General features: G+C 68.9%; 22 protein-coding genes. 10 read left to right on the top strand and 12 right to left on the bottom strand.

Translation table 11 applies throughout. The annotated features are described in order from the left end of the window. Nucleotides 1-80: 80 nt before the first annotated feature. Nucleotides 81-1,049 (bottom strand): LysR substrate-binding domain-containing protein, encoded by a 969-nt coding sequence (locus LVJ59_RS11455; RefSeq protein ID WP_131491712.1) that lies wholly within the window; start codon nt 1,047-1,049, stop codon nt 81-83. Nucleotides 1,050-1,132: 83 nt separating this feature from the next. On the opposite strand from LVJ59_RS11455, the gene LVJ59_RS11450 reads away from it, so the two are divergent. From LVJ59_RS11450 to kynU, 9 genes are read left to right on the top strand one after another with little or no spacing between them, the layout of a single operon-like run. Further along, nucleotides 1,133-2,641, top strand: coding sequence for a 2-hydroxymuconic semialdehyde dehydrogenase (locus LVJ59_RS11450; RefSeq protein WP_232763095.1), 1,509 nt, complete (start codon nt 1,133-1,135; stop codon nt 2,639-2,641). Next, entirely contained in the window at nt 2,638-3,456 is an 819-nt protein-coding gene (locus LVJ59_RS11445; RefSeq protein ID WP_308191509.1) for a fumarylacetoacetate hydrolase family protein, read from the top strand. Before LVJ59_RS11450 ends, LVJ59_RS11445 begins: the two co-directional genes overlap by 4 nt. Further along, complete coding sequence (locus LVJ59_RS11440; RefSeq protein ID WP_232763094.1) at nt 3,453-4,391, top strand: acetaldehyde dehydrogenase (acetylating); 939 nt, start codon at nt 3,453-3,455, stop codon at nt 4,389-4,391. Before LVJ59_RS11445 ends, LVJ59_RS11440 begins: the two co-directional genes overlap by 4 nt. Next, the gene (dmpG, locus tag LVJ59_RS11435; protein WP_232763093.1) at nt 4,388-5,419 is read left to right on the top strand and encodes a 4-hydroxy-2-oxovalerate aldolase; all 1,032 of its coding nucleotides are present in this window, start codon (nt 4,388-4,390) and stop codon (nt 5,417-5,419) included. Before LVJ59_RS11440 ends, dmpG begins: the two co-directional genes overlap by 4 nt. Further along, nucleotides 5,416-6,219 carry a 2-keto-4-pentenoate hydratase gene (locus LVJ59_RS11430; RefSeq protein WP_232763092.1) on the top strand — a complete coding sequence of 268 codons (804 nt, stop codon included), beginning with the start codon at nt 5,416-5,418 and terminating at the stop codon, nt 6,217-6,219. Before dmpG ends, LVJ59_RS11430 begins: the two co-directional genes overlap by 4 nt. After that, nucleotides 6,216-6,668, top strand: coding sequence for a RidA family protein (locus tag LVJ59_RS11425; RefSeq protein WP_047523964.1), 453 nt, complete (start codon nt 6,216-6,218; stop codon nt 6,666-6,668). The genes LVJ59_RS11430 and LVJ59_RS11425 overlap by 4 nt, the downstream gene beginning before the upstream one ends. Beyond that, a complete protein-coding gene (locus tag LVJ59_RS11420) occupies nt 6,665-7,189 on the top strand; it encodes a 3-hydroxyanthranilate 3,4-dioxygenase (RefSeq protein WP_232763091.1) in 525 nt (174 codons plus the stop codon). The genes LVJ59_RS11425 and LVJ59_RS11420 overlap by 4 nt, the downstream gene beginning before the upstream one ends. A gap of 6 nt (nt 7,190-7,195) precedes the next feature. Further along, nucleotides 7,196-8,188: an amidohydrolase family protein gene (locus LVJ59_RS11415; protein ID WP_248569975.1), complete on the top strand. Its 993-nt coding sequence runs from the start codon at nt 7,196-7,198 to the stop codon at nt 8,186-8,188. Between the two features lie 29 nt (nt 8,189-8,217). Next, nucleotides 8,218-9,492: a kynureninase gene (gene kynU, locus LVJ59_RS11410; RefSeq protein ID WP_232763090.1), complete on the top strand. Its 1,275-nt coding sequence runs from the start codon at nt 8,218-8,220 to the stop codon at nt 9,490-9,492. Between the two features lie 123 nt (nt 9,493-9,615). On the opposite strand, the gene LVJ59_RS11405 is transcribed toward kynU, so the two are convergent. The 10 genes from LVJ59_RS11405 to LVJ59_RS11360 all read right to left on the bottom strand — a co-directional run bounded on the left by LVJ59_RS11405 (nt 9,616) and on the right by LVJ59_RS11360 (nt 17,639). After that, the gene (locus LVJ59_RS11405) at nt 9,616-10,347 is read right to left on the bottom strand and encodes a GntR family transcriptional regulator (RefSeq protein WP_052193777.1); all 732 of its coding nucleotides are present in this window, start codon (nt 10,345-10,347) and stop codon (nt 9,616-9,618) included. 143 nt (nt 10,348-10,490) lie between these two features. After that, the gene (gene rplI, locus LVJ59_RS11400) at nt 10,491-10,943 is read right to left on the bottom strand and encodes a 50S ribosomal protein L9 (protein ID WP_047523968.1); all 453 of its coding nucleotides are present in this window, start codon (nt 10,941-10,943) and stop codon (nt 10,491-10,493) included. A gap of 11 nt (nt 10,944-10,954) precedes the next feature. Then, a complete protein-coding gene (gene rpsR, locus LVJ59_RS11395) occupies nt 10,955-11,209 on the bottom strand; it encodes a 30S ribosomal protein S18 (protein ID WP_017203799.1) in 255 nt (84 codons plus the stop codon). A gap of 56 nt (nt 11,210-11,265) precedes the next feature. Next, nucleotides 11,266-11,778 carry a single-stranded DNA-binding protein gene (locus LVJ59_RS11390; protein WP_045262453.1) on the bottom strand — a complete coding sequence of 171 codons (513 nt, stop codon included), beginning with the start codon at nt 11,776-11,778 and terminating at the stop codon, nt 11,266-11,268. 5 nt (nt 11,779-11,783) lie between these two features. After that, nucleotides 11,784-12,152, bottom strand: a complete 369-nt coding sequence (gene rpsF, locus LVJ59_RS11385; RefSeq protein ID WP_047523969.1) for a 30S ribosomal protein S6 — start codon at nt 12,150-12,152, stop codon at nt 11,784-11,786. Between the two features lie 272 nt (nt 12,153-12,424). After that, the gene (locus LVJ59_RS11380; protein WP_232763089.1) at nt 12,425-13,264 is read right to left on the bottom strand and encodes an ABC transporter ATP-binding protein; all 840 of its coding nucleotides are present in this window, start codon (nt 13,262-13,264) and stop codon (nt 12,425-12,427) included. Beyond that, nucleotides 13,257-14,075, bottom strand: coding sequence for an ABC transporter ATP-binding protein (locus tag LVJ59_RS11375; RefSeq protein ID WP_153243186.1), 819 nt, complete (start codon nt 14,073-14,075; stop codon nt 13,257-13,259). The genes LVJ59_RS11380 and LVJ59_RS11375 overlap by 8 nt, the downstream gene beginning before the upstream one ends. Next, complete coding sequence (locus LVJ59_RS11370; protein WP_232763088.1) at nt 14,072-14,983, bottom strand: ABC transporter permease; 912 nt, start codon at nt 14,981-14,983, stop codon at nt 14,072-14,074. Before LVJ59_RS11370 ends, LVJ59_RS11375 begins: the two co-directional genes overlap by 4 nt. Then, on the bottom strand, nt 14,980-16,041 hold the full coding sequence (locus LVJ59_RS11365) for an ABC transporter permease (protein WP_153243187.1): 1,062 nt from the start codon (nt 16,039-16,041) through the stop codon (nt 14,980-14,982). The genes LVJ59_RS11370 and LVJ59_RS11365 overlap by 4 nt, the downstream gene beginning before the upstream one ends. An 11-nt stretch (nt 16,042-16,052) precedes the next feature. Continuing rightward, a complete protein-coding gene (locus LVJ59_RS11360) occupies nt 16,053-17,639 on the bottom strand; it encodes an ABC transporter substrate-binding protein (protein ID WP_232763087.1) in 1,587 nt (528 codons plus the stop codon). Between the two features lie 204 nt (nt 17,640-17,843). Here LVJ59_RS11360 and LVJ59_RS11355 point away from each other — a divergent pair, with 204 nt between their 5' ends. Beyond that, nucleotides 17,844-18,377, top strand: coding sequence for an Lrp/AsnC family transcriptional regulator (locus LVJ59_RS11355; RefSeq protein ID WP_047523975.1), 534 nt, complete (start codon nt 17,844-17,846; stop codon nt 18,375-18,377). Between the two features lie 13 nt (nt 18,378-18,390). Here the strand turns inward: LVJ59_RS11355 and LVJ59_RS11350 are convergent, their stop codons facing one another. After that, the gene (locus LVJ59_RS11350) at nt 18,391-18,747 is read right to left on the bottom strand and encodes a hypothetical protein (protein ID WP_226533924.1); all 357 of its coding nucleotides are present in this window, start codon (nt 18,745-18,747) and stop codon (nt 18,391-18,393) included. Between the last annotated feature and the right edge of the window lie 9 nt (nt 18,748-18,756).

Below are 18,756 nucleotides of genomic sequence, written 5' to 3'. Positions count from 1 at the left end.
GTCGTCCTCCTCAGATTCACCCTGGAGAAGCGATGCTGTCCAATATCCATACGGGTCAGAGCTATGACCATTCAGGCATATCAGCCGATCGGTCGGGACTCCGTCAGGGCGTACTCGCGCTCGAACTCGGCAAGCCGCGCGCCCTCTTCGCGCAGATGACTCAGAAGCGCGGACGCCGCCGGCGACGGTGCCCGATCCTTCGGCAGCGTCACTCCGACCGATCGACGGATCGAGCTCAGGGGGGTGGGCAGGATCCGCAGCTCGCGGTCGTCGACGGCGATGAACATCGGCAGCGCCGCGATCACATCGGTCGAGATCAGCAGAGTCCGCAACGTCAGCATCGACGTGCACTCCACCCGGTCGGGCGGCAGCGGCAGCCCTTCATGGAAGAACACCGCTTCGAGCTCGGCGCGCAGCGCGGTCTGAGCGACCGGGAAGATCCAGGGGTACGCGAGCAGCTCGGCGAGCGAGTTCGCCTTGACCCCGCCGAGCACGGGATGCCCCGCGCGAGCGACCAGACGTATCGGCTCCTGATGCAGCCGCTCCTGCTCGAGACGGACCGGGACCGTCGGCGAGAGCCGCCCGACCGTGAGATCGAGGTCACCTGCGAGGAGAAGCTGCTGCAGGGTGTCGGGCGTCCCTTCGCGCACGACCACCGTCAACCGCGGATGCTCGACCTTCAGCGCGGCGATGGCGCGCGGCAGCAGCAGGTTCGATCCGGCGAGATGCGTGCCGACCGTGACGGTGCCGAGCTGACCGGACTGCAGCAGCCGCACCTCCTCGCCCGCGGCGCGCAGCTCGGCGAGCACCGACCGGGCGCGCTCGATGAACGAGTCTCCGTACGGGGTCGGCTTCACGCCCCGGGGCATCCGCTCGAACAGGGGCACGCCGAGCACCTCCTCGACCTCACGGAGCCCTCGGGTGACCACGGGCTGCGTGATGTGCAGCGACTCGGCGGCGCGCACCAGGGTGCCCTCGTCGGCGATGGCGGTGACGAGGACGAGGTGGCGGATCTTGACCCGTCCGTCGAGCAGTCGATCGGTGACCATGATCGGGACTATAGCCGTACGGGCATGGCAGTGCATCAAGAGAGTATTTGTCGGCATCCCTCGAACCTTCCTAGCCTGAGCCCATGCCTTTCGAGACGATGACGCCTCCCCTCCGTGCTACGGAGCAGGGCCAGGCGCCCCGCGCGATCCACAACATGATCGCCGGCGAGCGCGTGGAGGGAATCGCCACCTTCACCAAGATCAGTCCGGTCGACGGTTCGGTCGTCGCCGAGGTGCACGAGGCCGGCACCGAACAGGTCGATCGTGCGGTGGCGGCCGCCCGTGCCGCGTTCGACGGCCCCTGGGGGCGGATGACCGTCGCCGAGCGCGCCCGCCTGCTGCGCGGAGTGGCCGACGCCATCGACCGCCGCGCCGACGAACTCGTCTCGGCCGAAGTGGGCGATACCGGCAAGCCCGAGACCCTGGCCCGCGACCTCGACGTGGCCCGGGCCGCAGCGAACTTCCGATCGTTCGCCGACACGGTCTCGACCGCCGGGCTCGACTCGTTCCTCACCGAGCTGCCCGACGGCCGCCGCGCCCTGAACTACGCGGTGCGCAAGCCGCTGGGCGTCGTCGCGGTGATCGTGCCCTGGAACCTGCCGCTGCTCCTGCTCACGTGGAAGCTCGCACCCGCTCTCGCCACCGGGAACACCGTCGTCATCAAACCCTCGGAGGAAACGCCCTCCTCGGCGACGCTCCTCGCCGAGATCCTCGCCGAGGCGGGTGTCCCCGCGGGCGTCGTGAACGTGGTGCACGGTTTCGGCGCCGACTCCGCCGGCGAAGCGCTCACGACGCATCCGGGCATCGACGGTGTCACCTTCACCGGCGAATCGTCCACCGGTTCCGCGATCATGCGGGCGGTCGCGCCGCGCGTGCGCCCCGTCTCGTTCGAGCTCGGCGGCAAGAACGCCGCGCTCGTGTTCGCCGATGCCGACCTCGACTCGGCCGTCGCCGGACTCGCCCGCTCCACGTATCTCAACACCGGCCAGGTGTGCCTGTGCACCGAGCGCATCTACGTGCAGCGCGCGATCTTCGACGACGTGGCAGCCGGACTCGCCGAGCACGCCGCCCGCCTGCGGCTGGGCCGTCCGGAGCAGCCGGCCACGACCACCGGCCCCCTCATCTCTCAGGCCCACCGCGACAAGGTCCTGTCGTACTTCGACCTCGCCGTCGCCGAGGGCGCGACCGTGCTCGCGGGCGGGGGCATCCCCACGCTCGGCGATGGACTCGATGGCGGATCGTGGATCGAGCCGACGCTGTGGACCGGCCTCGACAACAGCCACCGCACTGTGCGCGAAGAGGTGTTCGGCCCGGTCGCCGCCGTCATCCCGTTCGACACCGAGGAGGAAGCGATCGCGCTGGCGAACGACACGGACTACGGACTGGCCGCCGTCACCTGGACGACCGACCTCACCCGCGGACACCGCGTCGCGCAGCAGATGCGCACCGGCATGTCGTGGGTCAACACCTGGTACCTGCGCGACCTGCGCAGCCCCTTCGGCGGGGTCGGGCTCTCCGGCATCGGCCGAGAGGGCGGCCACCACTCGCTCGAGTTCTACACCGAGCCGACGAACGTGTGCGTGCAGCTGTGAGCACCGAGCACGACGTCGACGCCGTCCGCGCCGCCGACGAGCGGTTGCGGCGGGCCGCCGAGTCCGGACAGCCGTGCGCGCCGGTGCGTGACCTGCTCGGCGAGACGGATCAGGATGCCGCGTACGCGGTCCAGTCGTTCGGCATCGCCCGGCGACTGCAGGAGGGACGACGCCTCGTCGGTCGCAAGATCGGGCTGACCTCCCCCGCCGTGCAGACGCAGCTCGGCGTCGACAGCCCCGACTACGGCGTGCTGCTCGACGACATGATCTTCGCCGACCGCGAGCCGATCGACCTCGCGCGCTTCCTGCAGCCGCGCGCCGAGGCCGAGGTCGCCTTCGTGCTCGGCCGCGACCTGGACTCCCCCACGACGCACGTCGCCGATGTCATCCGGGCCACGGAGTTCGTGCTGCCCGCTATCGAGGTCGTCGACTCCCGCGTGGCCGACTGGGACATCCGCATCACCGACACCATCGCCGACAACGCGTCGAGCGGGGCGGTCGTGCTCGGTACGACGCCCCGGCGCCTCGACGGGTTCGACCTCACGACGCTCGGCATGACCCTCGACCGTGAAGGCCGCCCGGTCTCGACCGGATCCGGTGCCGCCTGCCTCGGGAGTCCTGTCATCGCGGTCGCCTGGCTCGCGCGTGAGGTCGCCCGGCGCGGACAGCCGCTGCGCGCGGGCGAAGTGATCCTCTCCGGCGCGCTCGGCCCGATGGTCGACGCGACCGCCGGGGTGTTCCGCGCGCGCCTCGAAGGACTCGGCGACGTCCGAGCAGACTTCTTCGGCACCGTATCGGAAAGGGCTGCAGCATGACCATCGGCATCGCCATCATCGGCTCGGGCAACATCGGCACCGATCTGCTCATTAAGGTGAAGCGGCTCTCGAGGACCCTCCACGTGGTCGCGATGGCGGGCATCGACGAGCGCTCGGACGGCCTGGCCCGCGCACGTCGACTCGGTGTCGCCACCACCCATGACGGGGTGGACGGGCTCATCGCGATGCCGGAGTTCGCCGACGTCGAGCTGGTGTTCGACGCGACTTCGGCGGGAGCCCATGCCCGCAACGACGCGCTCGTGCGCAACTCCGGACGCCTCATGGTCGACCTGACCCCCGCCGCCATCGGGCCGTACGTCGTACCGGTCGTGAACCTCGACGCCCACCTCGGTGCGACCAACGTGAACATGGTCACCTGCGGCGGCCAGGCCACGGTGCCGATGGTGGCCGCCGTGTCGCGCGTCGCCCCGGTGGCCTACGCCGAGATCGTGGCCTCGATCGCCTCGAAGTCGGCCGGCCCCGGCACCAGGGCCAACATCGACGAGTTCACCGAGACCACTGCCCGCGCGCTCGAGGTGATCGGCGGCGCCGAGCGCGGCAAGGCCATCATCGTGCTCAACCCCGCCGACCCGCCCCTCATCATGCGCGACACGGTGTTCTGCCTGGTCGAGGGCGACCCCGCCACGCTGGATCGCGATGCCGTGAGCGCCTCGGTCGATGCCATGGTCGCCGACGTGCAGGCCTATGTCGGGGGCTATCGCCTCAAGCAACAGGTGCAGTTCGATGCGGTCGACGAGGCGTACGTGCCGGCTCTCGACCGTCCGTTCCGAGGAACCCGCGTCACCGTCCTGCTGGAGGTGGCGGGCGCCGGCCACTATCTTCCGGAGTACGCGGGCAATCTCGACATCATGACCTCGGCCGCCCTGCGCACGGCCGAGCGACTCGTCGCCGAACGGACAGGGGTTCCCGCATGACCACCACTCCCCGCGTGTACGTGCAGGACGTCACCCTCCGCGACGGCATGCACGCGATCGGCCACAGCTACACGACCGATCAGGTGCAGGGCATCGCCCGCGCTCTCGAAGCGGCGGGAGTGGACGCCATCGAGGTCGCCCACGGCGATGGTCTCGGAGGGTCGAGCGTCGCCTACGGACAGGGCGCGCACACCGACTGGCAGTGGATCGAAGCGGCGGCCGGGGTGCTCGACCGTGCCGTCCTGACCACCCTGATCCTGCCCGGCATCGGCACGATCGACGACCTCGCCCGCGCCCGTGATCTCGGTGTCGGGAGCGTGCGGGTGGCGACGCACTGCACCGAGGCCGACGTCGCCATCCAGCACATCACCTGGGCGCGCGAGCACGGCATGGACGTCTCGGGGTTCCTGATGATGAGCCACCTCAACGACCCTCGCGGCCTCGCCGCGCAGGCGAAGATCATGGAGTCCGCGGGCGCGCACTGCGTGTACGTGACCGACTCCGGCGGGCGCCTCACGATGCGCGACGTCGCCGACCGCGTCGACGTATACCGCGAGGTCCTCGACCCCGGCACGCAGATCGGCATCCACGCCCACGAGAACCTCTCGCTGAGCGTGGCCAACAGCGTCACGGCCGTCGAACACGGCGTGTACCGGGTCGATGCTTCGCTCGCAGGGCAGGGAGCGGGGGCGGGGAACTGCCCGATCGAGGCGTTCATCGCGGTGGCCGATCTGCTCGGCTGGGAGCACGGCTGCGACCTGTTCGCGCTGCAGGATGCCGCGGAGGAGCTCGTGCGTCCGCTGCAACGCCGTCCCGTGCGCGTCGACCGCGAGACCCTCACCCTCGGCTATGCGGGTGTGTACTCGAGCTTCCTGCTGCACGCCGAGCGCGCCGCCGAGAAGCACGGCCTCGACGCCCGCGACATCCTCGTGGAGTTGGGCCGCCGCCGCATGGTGGGCGGCCAGGAGGACATGATCGTGGACGTCGCTCTCGACCTCGTCTCCGCGCGGACGGCGGTGACCGCATGACCGCCGACGCCGTGTTCGCCGCCGCGCTCGACACCGCTCAGCGCACGGCGACCTCGATCAACCAGCTCTCCTCCGAGGAAGAGGTCGGGCTCGACACCGCCTATGCCACGCAGCACGCGCTGATTGCCCGCCGCCTCGCGCGCGGCGAGCGCATCACCGGCCTCAAGCTGGGCTTCACGAGTCAGGCGAAGGCCCAGCAGATGGGCGTGCACGACGTGATCCTCGGCACTCTGACCGATGCCATGCGCCTGGACGACGACACCGTCTTCGACCGTCGATCCGCGATCCACCCGCGCATCGAACCCGAGGTCGCGTATCTCCTGGCGACCGACATCGACGGCTCCGCCCCCGGACGCCCGCTGTCCGACCTCATCGCTGCGGTCGCTCCCGCCCTGGAGATCATCGACTCGCGGTACCGGGACTTCCGCTTCAGCCTCGCCGATGTCGTGGCCGACAACACGTCCGCCGCCGCGTACGTGACCGGCCCCTGGACTCCCTTCGACCGCGCCGGCGACCTCGACAACAGAGCGGTGCTGCTCGAGGTCGACGGTCGGGTCAGCGCTACGGGTTCGACGTCCGCCATCCTGGGCGACCCGGCGCGCGCCGTCGCCGCGGCCGCACGACTCGCCACGCAGTACGGGTTCGCACTGCGTGCCGGCATGGTGCTGCTCGCCGGAGCCGCGACCGCCGCCGTCCTCCTGCCCGACCGCGGCGTCGTCGAGGCGTCCATCGCCGGACTCGGGCGCGTCGGCGTCCGCACGCATGAGGGATCCGACGAGCCCGAGGAGGGAGCACGATGACCGATTCACGAGGGATCCTCGTCGAGGGCAAGGCGACGCCCCGAGGGCGCTTTCCGCACGCGAAGGTCTCCGGTGACCTCGTGTTCGTCTCCGGGACGTCGAGCCGGCGCCCCGACAACACGATCGCCGGTGCGGAGGTCGACGAGCTCGGCGCCACGCGTCTCGACATCGCGGTGCAGACCCGCGCCGTCATCGAGAACATCCGCGCGGTGCTCGCCGCCGCCGGGTGCGACCTCGGCGATCTGGTCCAGGCGACCACCTTCCTCGTCGACATGAACGACTTCGCCGCGTACAACGCCGTCTGGGCCGAGTACTTCGACGAGCAGGGCCCGGCCCGCACCACGGTCGCCGTGCACGCCCTGCCCCATCCGCACCTGCGCATCGAGATCCAGGCGATCGCGCGCCGGCCCGACCCCATCACCGCTGCCACTCTCGAGGAGGAGAAATGAGCACCATCCCACCCGTCATCGATTTCCCCGCATGGATCAAGGAGAACGAGCATCTCCTGAAGCCACCGGTCAACAACAAGGCCGCCTGGACACCGATGGGCGACTTCATCGTGCAGGTCGTCGGCGGACCCAACCAGCGCACGGACTTCCACTTCGATCCCTATGAGGAGTGGTTCTACCAGTACCGCGGCAACATGCACGTCAACATCCAGACGCCAGAAGGTCTGCAGCGCATCGACATCCGCGAGGGCGAGATGTGGCTGCTGCCGGGCAACGTCTTCCACTCTCCGCAGCGCCCCGAAGAGGGTTCCATCGGCATCGTGATCGAGCGCATCCGCGAAGAGGGCACGCTCGAGAAGTTCGCCTGGTTCTGCCCGAACTGCAACGCCAAGGTGCACGAGGTCGAGCTGCAGGTGCGCGACATCGTCGAGGACCTGCCGCCGGTGTTCCGTGACTTCTACGAGAGCGAAGAGGGGCGCACCTGCCCGCAGTGCGGAACCGTCCACCCCGGCAAGGGCTGAAGCCCCTTGGGCACGATCGACGTCCACACGCACTTCGTGCCGAGCGCCTGGCCCGACCTGTCGACACAGGTCGGGCCAGGTCTCTGGCCGACCCTTCGCGTGGACTCAGAACGCGACGCGATGATCATGCTCGGCGAGACCGAGTTCCGCCGCATCGGCGACGACTGCTGGGATGCCTCGGTGCGCCTGGCCGACATGGATGCCGACGGCGTCGAGATGCAGGTCGTCTCCCCTACCCCGCTGTTCTTCTCCTACGACAAGTCGGGGGATGAAGCGGTCAAGGTCGCACGCATCTTCAACGATCTCGCTCTGGAGATCTGCGCCCCGGCACCGGAGCGGCTGATCCCGTTCGCCCAGGTGCCGCTGCAGGATCCGGATGCCGCGTGCGCCGAGGCCGACCGTGCGCTCGCGTCCGGCCACGCGGGCGTCGAGATCGGCAACCACGTGGGTGACCGCGACCTCGACGACGAGGGCATGGTGATGTTCCTCCAGCACTGCGCCGACAACGACATCCCGGTATTCGTGCATCCGTGGGACATGCCGGGTTCGCCGCGGCTCGACCGATGGATGGCACGCTGGCTCACCGGCATGCCCGCCGAGACGCACCTGTCGATCATCGCCATGATCCTGGGCGGTGTCTTCGATCGTGTACCACCGACTCTCCGTCTCGCGTTCGCGCACGGAGGAGGCTCCTTCGCGTTCTGGCTCGGGCGCTTCGAGAACGCGTGGCTCCAGCGCCCTGACCTCATCGGGGTCAGCGAACGGCCGCCGTCGGCGTACCTCGACCGCTTCAGCGTCGACAGCGTCGTCTTCGACCCGATCGCGTTGCGGGCGCTGGTGGAGACGCTCGGCACGAGTCAGGTGATGGTGGGCAGCGACTACCCGTACCCGCTGGGCGAGCGTCCGGTCGGCAGCGTCGTCGACCGGGCCGACTTCCTCGACGAGGCGCAGAAGCGCGCCATCCGCCGCGACAACGCGCTGCGGTTCCTGGGGCGCTGACCCCGCATCGACTTCGAACGGACTGTTCCATGAGCATCACCCCGACCCGCCCCGCCATCGACCGCGCCACGTGCCTGGCCCTCGACGACGCCGACCCGCTCGCACCGATGCGGGAACGGTTCGTGCTGCCGGACGATGTGATCTACCTCGACGGGAACTCGCTCGGTGCGCTCCCCCGCCACACCGCGGCACGCTTGGAGCAGGTCATCACCGAGGAGTGGGGCACGGGGCTCATCCGCAGTTGGAACGAGGCCGGATGGTTCGCCAAGCCGCGCACGGTCGGTGACCGGATCGCACCGCTGATCGGCGCCGACGCCGGCGAGGTCGTGCTCGGCGACTCCACGTCGGCGAGTCTGTTCCAAGCGGCGGTCGCCGCGGTCCGGCTCCGCCCCGGTCGCCGCGTGATCGTCGCGGAGCGGGGGAACTTCCCCACCGACCTCTACATGCTCGAGGCCGTGCAGGAGCTGCTCGGCGGCGGGACGCCCCTGGAGCGTCGGCTCATCGCCGACGACGGGCCCACCCTCGACGATGTGCTCGACGATCATGTCGCGGTCGTCGTGCTCACCCAGGTCGACTATCGCACCGGACGGATGCACGACATCGCCGAGGTCACGCGCACGGTGCACGCCGCGGGCGCGCTCGTCATCTGGGACCTCTGCCACAGTGTCGGCGCCGTGCCGATCGACCTGAACGCTGCGGAGGCGGACTTCGCGGTGGGCTGCACCTACAAATACCTCAACGGCGGACCGGGCTCACCCTCGTTCATCTGGGCGGCCGCCCGACACCACGACACCGCTCGGCCGGCTCTGACCGGCTGGCACGGCCACGCACGACCGTTCGACTTCACGGTCGACTACGCCCCCGCCGCGGGGATCGAACGCTTCCGCGTCGGCACCCCGCAGCTGCTTTCGGTGGCCGGACTCGAAGCGAGTCTCGACATCTGGGACGACGTGGATCTGACCCTCGTGCGGGAGAAGAGCCTGCGCCTCACCGAGCTCTTCCTGTCCCTCGTCGACACGCGCCTGACCCCGCGCTGGGGCATCGAGCCGGTCACTCCTCGCGAATCCGCCCGCCGTGGCAGCCAGGTCTCCCTGCGCCATGAAGACGGCTACGCGGTGATGCAGGCGTTGATCGAGCGCGGCGTGATCGGTGACTTCCGCGCTCCCGACCTCATCCGCTTCGGCTTCACCCCCCTCTACACGTCCTACACCGACGTGTGGGATGCCGTGGAGGCCCTGGAGGACGTGCTGCACAGTGAGATCTGGCGCGAGCCCCGTTTCGCGCGCCGCGGCACCGTCACCTGAGCCCGGGCCCTGCCTCACCTGCATGACCCGGGGACACCTGTATGACCGTGCCCGGCGATCCCGCCATGCATCCGTGCGGGAATCATGCATGCGTACCCGGAAGGAGGCGCGGAACTGTGCGTGTCAGGATCCGTCGGCTGCGGCCTCCGTGGCGGCGGCGTCCAGGAGTGCGATCACGCCGTCGCGCACGTGGTTCAGGTGCGACTCGAGCACGCGCAGTGCCTCCTCCGCATCGCCCGCGGCGACCACGTCGATCAACTCGCCGTGCGAATGGTCATGGCTGCCGGGTGAGACCAGACGCCAGCCCAGCACGTAGCGGCCGAGCTTCAGACGGAGCTGCTCGATCATCTCCCACATCAGCGGACGCGACTGCGCGTCGTAGAGCGTCGCGTAGAACTCGGTGCGCGCCTCCACGAACTCCCCGCCTTCGGAGATGTCGTCGGCGGTCCGGGCGAGCTCACGCAGAGCTGCGACCCGTTCCGGAGTCATCTCGGCCATCGCCAGCCGCAGCGCCTCCTTCTCGAGCAGGGTGCGCAGGTGGTACACCTCGGTGGCTTCCTCGACCGACAGCGCGCGCACCATCGCCCCGCGGCGGGCGTGGAAGATCACGAGGCCGTCCGCCTCCAGCTGGATCAGCGCGGATCGGATCGGCAGGCGCGAGATGCCGATCGACTCAGCCAGCGTCTCCTGCCGCAGCTTCATCCCGGGAGGAAGCGTGCCGTCGAGGATCGCATCGCGGATGATGTCGTACGCCATCGCGCCCACCGAGCGGTATCCGGCTCCGTGCCGCTGCGCGAGTCTCTGCAGCGCGTCGGCCCGATCCTTCGCCGACGCGACGTTTCCTGATTGCACCATGGAGCGACAGTATCGGATGATCGCACCGAACTCTGCATTCTGGATCCAGAATCACGTCCGTGTCCTCGTGCGGCCGTGCCCTCACGCCCCGGAGACGCCGAACGCCCCCTCTCCCGAAGGAGAGGGGGCGTTCGAGAACAGCGTTACTTCGCGGCGATGACCTGCAGCGTGATGACTGCAGTGACGTCTTCGTGCAGACGCACGGTCGCCTCGTGGTCGCCGGTCGACTTGATCGGCGAGGTGATGTGCACCTTGCGCTTGTCGATCGACCCCAGGCCGGCGGCTGCGACAGCATCCGCGACGTGGTCGGTCTTGACCGAGCCGAAGAGACGACCCTCCTTGCCGGCCTTGACCGTGAGGCGCACCTTGGTGCCCTCGAGAGCGTTCTTCAGCGCGACAGCGTCGTCACGATCGTGGATCGCGCGTGCCTGACGCGCGGCCTGGATCGATGCGACCTGCTTTTCGCCACCGCGGGTCCACGCCGTGGCGAAACCCTGCGGGATGAGGAAGTTCCGGGCGTACCCGTTCTTGACCTCGACCACGTCACCGGCGCTACCGAGCCCGGCGACCTCATTCGTGAGAATCAGCTTTGCCATCTCGATACCCCTTACCGGCCGGCGCCAGCGTAGGGCAGGAGCGCCATTTCGCGCGCGTTCTTGATCGCCGTGGCGATCAGACGCTGCTCCTGCACCGAGACACCGGTGATACGACGGGCGCGGATCTTGCCGCGCTCCGAGACGAACTTGCGAAGGGTGGCGACATCCTTGTAATCGATGACACCGACCCGGATGGACTTCGCGGGAGCAGCGTTCTTCGCGCCCTTCCGCGGCTTGCGGCGGTCGCCGCTCGACTTTCCAGCCATTGTTTTTCCTTAGTGATGAGCGGATGCCGGCCCTGCGGACCGGATCCAGAAGTTGTTCAGAACGGAGTGTCGTCGCCGAAGCTGCCCGGAGTGCTCCAGGCATCCGCGCTGGTCGACGAGCCGGGCGTGGACCACGGCTCCTCCGACACCTGCTGCTGCGCGGGGCGAGACTGTCCGCCGCCGCCACCACCGGCACCGCCGGTCGAGGCGGCACGCGTGACCTGAGCGGTCGCGTACCGGAGCGAGGGGCCGATCTCGTCGACCTCCAGCTCGATCGCGGTGCGCTGGTTGCCCTCGCGGTCCTGGTAGGAGCGCTGACGCAGACGGCCCTGCGCGATGACGCGCATGCCCTTCGTCAGCGAGCCCGCCACGTGCTCGGCGAACTCGCGCCACACGGATGCACGGAGGAACAGCGCATCGCCGTCCTTCCACTCATTCGCAGCGCGGTCGAAGTTCCGAGGCGTCGAAGCGATGGTGAAGTTCGCCACCGGCAGCCCGTTCTGCGTGTAGCGCAGCTCGGGGTCGGCCGTGAGGTTTCCCACCACGGTGATGACGGTTTCGCCAGCCATGGACGTCAGGCCTTCGCAGCCTTGGCGGCCTTGCGAGCAGCCTTCTCTTCGCTGCGCTTGGCCTCGGAAGCGATCATCGCCTGAGCCTCTTCAGCGCGGAGGACCTTGGTGCGCATGATCTGCTCGTTCAGCTTCAGCTGACGGTCGAGCTCCTGCGTGGCGGCGCTGGTCGCGGTGAAGTTGACGACGGCGTAGATGCCCTCGTTCTTCTTCTGGATCTCGTAAGCGAGACGGCGCTTGCCCCAGATGTCGACGTTCTCGATAGAGCCACCATCGTTGGTGATGACCTTCAGGAACTTGTCGAGCGTCGGGGCGACCTGGCGCTCGTCGATCTCGGGGGTCAGAATGACCATGAGTTCGTACTGGTGCGTCACTTACCCACCTCCTTCGGACTAGAACGGCTCTCGGGACTTTCCCGGGAGCAGGAGGGTGTGTGCACGTGTCTGCCCCAGGATTCCCGATTGGAGTCCGGAAGGCAGACAACCTGGACAGTCTAGCGGATTGCGCCCCGGGCTGCTGAACGGCGGCCGCTGTGCGAAAACGGAGAGCATCCGCGCGTGGAGCGGCGTGTCCGGGCGAGGCACGCCGCCCCGCCCGCGGTTCGTCTCCGTTTCGGCCGCCCCGTCCCCACCCCGTCCTCAAAGGATCAGTACATGACCGGCGGCACTTCCGCCCACACGGTGCGGTCGTCGACCGAGGGCGCTGCGGGGATGCGGCCGGCCCCGTCCGGTTCCGGGATCGCCGCCAGCAGCGCCTGCGTGTAGGGATGCTGCGGTGCGGCCCACAGTGGCGCCGTCGGCCCAGACTCCAGCACCCGACCACCGAACATCACGTGGGTCCGGTCGGCGATGCGTCGCACCACCGCGAGATCGTGCGAGATGAACAGCATCCCCGCTCCCGACTCCGCGACCAGGTCGCGCATGAGCCGGGCGACACTCGTCTGCGTCGAGGCGTCGAGGGCGGAGATCGGCTCGTCGGCCACGAGGAGCGACGGCCGCGCAGCCAACGCCCGCGCGATCGCGAGGCGCTGCTTCTGCCCGCCCGAGAACTGGTGGGGGAAGCGCGTGCTGACCTCGGTCGGCAGCCCGACGCGGTCGAGCCATTCGTCGACGGTCGATCCGGCCTCGCCGCGGGCCCGTGCCGTCGCGATGCCGTCCGCGATCTGGTCGCCCACACGCCGTCGGGGGTTCAGCGACGTGGACGGGTCCTGGAACACCATCTGGATACCGGTCATCGCGGTGGGTCGACGACGGATGCCGAGCGGTGCGACGGGCACATCGCGGAAACGGACGGCACCGCCCGCGATCTTCTCGATGCCGACGACGGCGCGAGCGAGGCTCGACTTCCCGCTTCCGGACTCGCCGACCAGAGCCACGGTCTCCCCCGCGGCCACGCTGATCGACACGCCGTTCACGGCGACGACGGGCGGATTTCCCGGGTAGCGCACGACCACGTCCTGCGCGTCGAGGACGGCGACCTCACTCATCTGCGGACTCCTGTTCCGGTGCCTCGTCGACCCGCGAGCCCGGCAGGGCCGCGAGCAGCATGCGCGTGTAGTCGTGTTGAGGATCGAGGAAGAGCGTCTCCCGGTCGGCGAGCTCGACGATCCGCCCGTCCTTCATGACGGCGACCCTGTCGGCGATCGCGCTCATCACGCCCAGGTCATGCGTCACGAGCAGCACCGCGAGGTTCCGCTCGACCGCGAGGTCGCGCAGCAGCTTCAGGATGCCGGCCTGCACCGTGACGTCGAGGGCCGTCGTGGGCTCGTCGGCCAGCAGCACCTCGGGGTCGCACGCGAGGGCGCACGCGATCGCGATGCGCTGGCGCTGACCGCCGGAGAACTGATGCGGATAGCGTTTCAGCGCCTCGGCGGGATTCGGCACCTGCACGGTCTCGAGCAGCTCCACCGCCCGCGCCCGTGCGGCGGCGCCCGTGAGCCCGAGATGCACACGCATGTGATCGGTGAGCTGACGGCCGACCGGAAGCTGCGGATGCAGCGAGGCGGACGGATCCTGGAACACCATGGCGATCCGCTTGCCCCGCACGCGGTTGAGCGCACGTCGACGCAGGCCGACGAGCTCTTCGTCCCCGAGCAGGATCGATCCACCGGTGCGCGCCTGCCGCGGCAGCAGCCCCAGCACGGCGAGCGAGGTGAGGGTCTTGCCGGATCCGGATTCCCCCGCGAGCCCCTGCACACGACCCGCCTCGAGTTCGAGCGAGACGCCCTTCACCAGCGGACGGCCGATATCGATCGTGAGGTCGCGGATGCGCAGGACCGTGGCTCCCTGGGCGCTCATGCCGTCGCCCCCGTCGCCGATGCCGCGTGCTCGTCGGCCTTCTCGTGCGTGATCTCCGCGGTCGGGTCGAGCACGTCGCGCATCGCGTCACCGAGGAAGTTGAACGCCAGCACGACCGTGAGGATCGCGAGGCCCGGGAACACCCCGAGCCACCAGGCGTCGAAGTTCTGCATCGCTGCGGAGATCATCGACCCCCACTCCGCCGTCGGCGGCTGTGCACCGAGACCGAGGAAGGAGAGTCCGGAGAGGAGGAGGATGGCCGCGCCGATGTCGAGCGTGGCGAGGACCAGGATCGGGCCGGCGATGTTCGGCAGGATGTCGACGAACAGCGTGCGCACCGGCGAGTGTCCGAGGAGCCGGCCCGCGATCACGTAGTTCTGCCCGCGCAGCCCCAGCACGATGCTCCGTGTGACACGCGAGTACTGCGGCCAGGACACGACGATCGCGGCGATCACCGCGTTGAAGAGGGAAGGTCCGAGCGAAGCCGCGACCACCATGGCCAGGATCACGGTCGGGAACGCCATGAACAGATCGGTGATGCGCATCAGGGTCTCGTCGACCCAGCCGCCGAAGTACCCGGCGACGGCGCCGATGACCGTGCCGATGATCATGGCGGCGATCACGAGCATGAGCGCGAGCGGAAGGCTCACCGTCGCGCCCGTCATCAGCCGGGAGAAGATGTCGCGGCCGTTGCCGTCGGTGCCGAGGAGCGTGTCGATCCCCGGCGCCTGCAGACGGGGCAGCACCTGCGCGTTCGGCGGATACGGCACCCACCACTGGGCGGTGAAGGCCACGATGACCCAGGCGCCCGCGATCACGGTGCCGATGATGCCGAGCGGGGTGCGCCAGGCTCGGGGCCAGCGGAAGCGGAAGCGACCGGCCGGGGTGGCGGCGGCGATGCGGCTCATGCGATCCTCACTCTCGGGTCGAGCACGCCGTAGAGGATGTCGACGATGAAGTTGATGAGGAGGTAGATGATGCCGACCACGAGACCGACCCCCATGATGCCGGGCAGATCGAGGTTCGCCGCCGAGTTGTACGCGTAGGTACCCAGTCCGGGCCAGGCGAACACGGACTCGACGAGCACCGTGCCCGAGAGCAGGGCTCCGAACGCGACACCCACGACCGTGAGGATCGGCAGCGAGGCGCCCCGCAGGACGTAGCCGACGATCACGCGCATGGCCGGGAGCCCCTTGGCCCGGGCGGCGCGCACGTAGTCGCTCCCCAGTACCTCGAGCACCGAAGTGCGGATGAAGCGGGTCAGCAGGCCGATCGTCACGAGCGAGAGCACCATGACGGGGAGGGCGAGGTGCGCGAGGGCGTCGAAGAACCCGACCGCGTCTCCGTTCAGGAGATAGTCGACCGTGTAGAGCCCGGTCACGCGCGGCGGCGGGGTGATCGACGGCGAGATGCGCCCGGAGCCCGGAGCGATCCGCAGCTCCAGGAAGAAGACGTAGAAGCTGACGAGCGCCAGCCAGAACGTCGGCACACTCAGGCCCACCAGCGTGACCACGCGGATGACCTGGTCGGTGACCAGTCCACGACGGTAGGCGGCGAGGGTGCCGAGCACGATGCTCACAGCGAGACTGACGATGATCGCACCGATCGCGATCTCGATGGTCGCCGGCACCGCGGTGGCGAGGTCGCTGGTGACCGGGCGTCCGGTCACCAGCGACGTGCCGAGGTCTCCGCGGAGCAGATTCCCCATGTAGATGAAGTACTGCACGAACAGTGGCTGGTCGAGACCCTGCTCCTTGATGAATGCTTCGCGCGTCGCAGGGTTCTGCGACGCGCCCTCACCGAGCGCAGCCGAGACCGGGTCCCCCGGCACCAGGTTGGTGAGCGCGAACGTGACGATCGTCACGCCCACCAACAGGAGCAGGGAGGTGCCGGCCCGCCGCAGCAGGTATCCGACCAGAGGCGATCGACGCCGCTGCGCCTGCCTCTGCACCGCCACTGTCGTCATGAGATGTCCGCTCAGCCGGCCGGCGTGATCTCGGCGATGTCCATCTCCCACACGGAGTTGTACACGGCGCCCTTCACGCTGTCGGCGGAGGAGATGTTGCGACCGGGGACGATCATCGGGACGAACGGCCCCTCGGCCTGCATGGCCTCGGCGAACTCCGTGAAGGCGGCCGTGCGCTGGTCGGCGTCGGTCGCGGCAGCGGCACCGGCGGCGATCCCGGCGATCTCCGGGTTGGCCTCTGCGGCCCAGCCGGCACGCAGGCCGACCTTAAGCCCCGGACCGAACGGCAGGAAGTTCGCGGAGTCCGCGTAGTCGGGGCCCCAGAACCAGAGGCCGAAGCCCTCGGTGCCGTTGACGTAGGCGTCGAGCTCGGTCGCGAACGGCGCGGGAGCCAGGTCGACCGTGATGCCGGCGTCCTTGAGCTGCGCCTGGATGCGCTCGGCGAGCGGGGTGAACTCCACGCCGCCGACCGGGTAGTCGTTCGGGAACTGCAGCTTCAGCGTCTGGCCGGTGTAGCCGGCTTCTTCGAGTGCGGCCGCGGTCTTGTCGAGGTCCTGCTCCACGCCGCTGTCGAGCGCGCCCTCGAATCCGGGCGGGATGACGCCGGTCGCCTGCACGGATCCGGCGCCGGCCAGCTCCAGCAGCGCGTCGTAGTCGAGTGCGTAGCGGATGGCCTCGGCGATCTTGACGTTCGCCAGGTCGCCGGCGACCGCTTCGGACTGGTTCAGCAGCAGGAAGATCGTCTGGCCGGAGGGGACCGAGTCGACCGTGATGCCGTCGCCGAGACCCGCCACCTGGTCGCCGTTCAGGTCCATCGCGACCATCGAGTCGCCGCCCTTGAGGTTGGCGAGCTGGGTGGCGCTCTCCGAGACGTTGCGCACGACCACGCGCTTGTAGTCCGATGCCTCGTCGCCGTTGTACTCGTCGTTCTTGGTCAGCACGACCTGCGAGCTGAGGTCGAGCGTGTCGAGCACGAAGGGGCCGGAGCCCGCGGAAGCGCCGTCAAGGAACTTCTGCGCCGAGTCGGTGCCATCGGTGGCGCCGCCGTTCTCGAGCACGACATCGGAGTTGACGATGCCCAGGGCGGGGTTCGCGAGGATCGCGGGCAGCTGCAGCAGCGGGGTCTCGGAGGTGAAGCGGATCGTCTTGTCGTCGACCTCGGTGATGGTCAGGCCGCCGAGGAGGAAGTTCGGCTTGGCGTCTTCCATGCCCTGGATGCGCTGCAGCGAGAAGACGACGTCCTTGGCCTCGATCGGCGAACCGTCGGAGAAGACGCGGTCGCCGTCGAGCGTGAACGTGAACTCGGTGGCCTCGTCGTTCTGCTCCCACGAGGCGAGCCCGGGGACGGGGGTCGAGACATCGGAGCCCTCGAAGTCCACGAGGGTCTCGTACAGTGCCTTCGCGATCATGTTGCCGGTCGGGTCGTAGGTGTGACCCGGGTCGGTGGTCTCGATCGAGAACGCGGTGTCGATGACGAGGGAGTCGGAGCCGGAGGAGTTGTCGCCGTTGTTGGCGGAGTTCCCTCCCGAGCATCCTGCGAGCGCGAGGAGCGCGACGGCTCCGAGCGCGATGACCGGCGTGATACGGCGTGACGACATGAGGGCCTCCAGAGGCGAGGAGTACATTCGGGTGAGTCGCCACCGATGTGGACGACCGTGGATCAGATTCGCATCATATGCGACGATGTGTCCAGCAAGAGTGGGTCACCTCGACACGCTCTGTCCAGAACCTCGACCGTGAGGAACAATATGTCCAGCAAGGATGCGGAACACTCGAAGCATTCTGGACGAAGTGCTGCCCCTTTGGACGAGACGGCATACAGAATCCTCGAAGTCCTCCGGGATAACGGTCGCGTCTCGATCGCGGCGCTCGCCGAGAAGATCGGAATATCGCGCGCGAACGCCTACACCCGGGTCGAGTCGCTGGTGCACGACGGCGTGATCACGGGATTCACGGCGCGGGTCGATCAGGCGAAGGCGGGGCTCTCGATCGGAGCGCTGGTGTTCGTCACCGTGATGCCCCAGGCCTGGGCGTCGTTCCGCGAGCGGGTGCTCGAGATGCCCGATGTGGAGTGGTGCGCCATCACGACCGGCGAGCACGATGCCATGCTGCTGATCCGCGCGGTCGACGTCAGCGGCGTGCACGAATTCTCGACCGGGGTGATCGCGCAGCTTCCCGAGGTGCGAACGGTCGTCAGCGTCGTGGTGCTCGACGAAGTGATCCGCCGGCCCTATCTGCTGCCGGGAGACCTGCCCGAGCGCGACACCGAGATCCCGCTCGGGATGACGCGCTGGACACCGGCCTCACCCGGACGCGACACGTTGCCGCCGCGCTGAGGCCGGCTCGACGTCAGGCTGCGATCTCCTCGCACACGCTCAGCTGCGGGAGTCCGTGCATCTCGTAGTGCTCGACCAGACGAATGCCACCGTCGTCGGTGAGCTCGAGCTCGCTCTCGCCGTCTCCGGTCACGACCGTGCCGTCGGCCTTGAGCACGTGCACGAACGACACCCAGATCGTGTCACCGGTGCGGGTGCCCACGAACTTGCCGAAGGTGACCGTGTCACCCTCGTACCCGCCCCAGATCGCGCCGTCGCGCTCGAAGTACTCGAAGATGCTCGGGGATTCCGGATCGACCGCCGAGGTGGTGGACGAGATCATCCGGAAGCGGCGGCCGTCGAGGGAGGGGAGGGTTGCAGTCGCAGTCACACCCTCGAT

The organism is Microbacterium sp. KKR3/1 (assembly GCF_021272365.1).
GTDB lineage: Bacteria > Actinomycetota > Actinomycetes > Actinomycetales > Microbacteriaceae > Microbacterium > Microbacterium aurugineum.
Note: the sequence above shows the minus strand (reverse complement) of the source record. Positions and strands in the feature narration are given on the sequence as shown.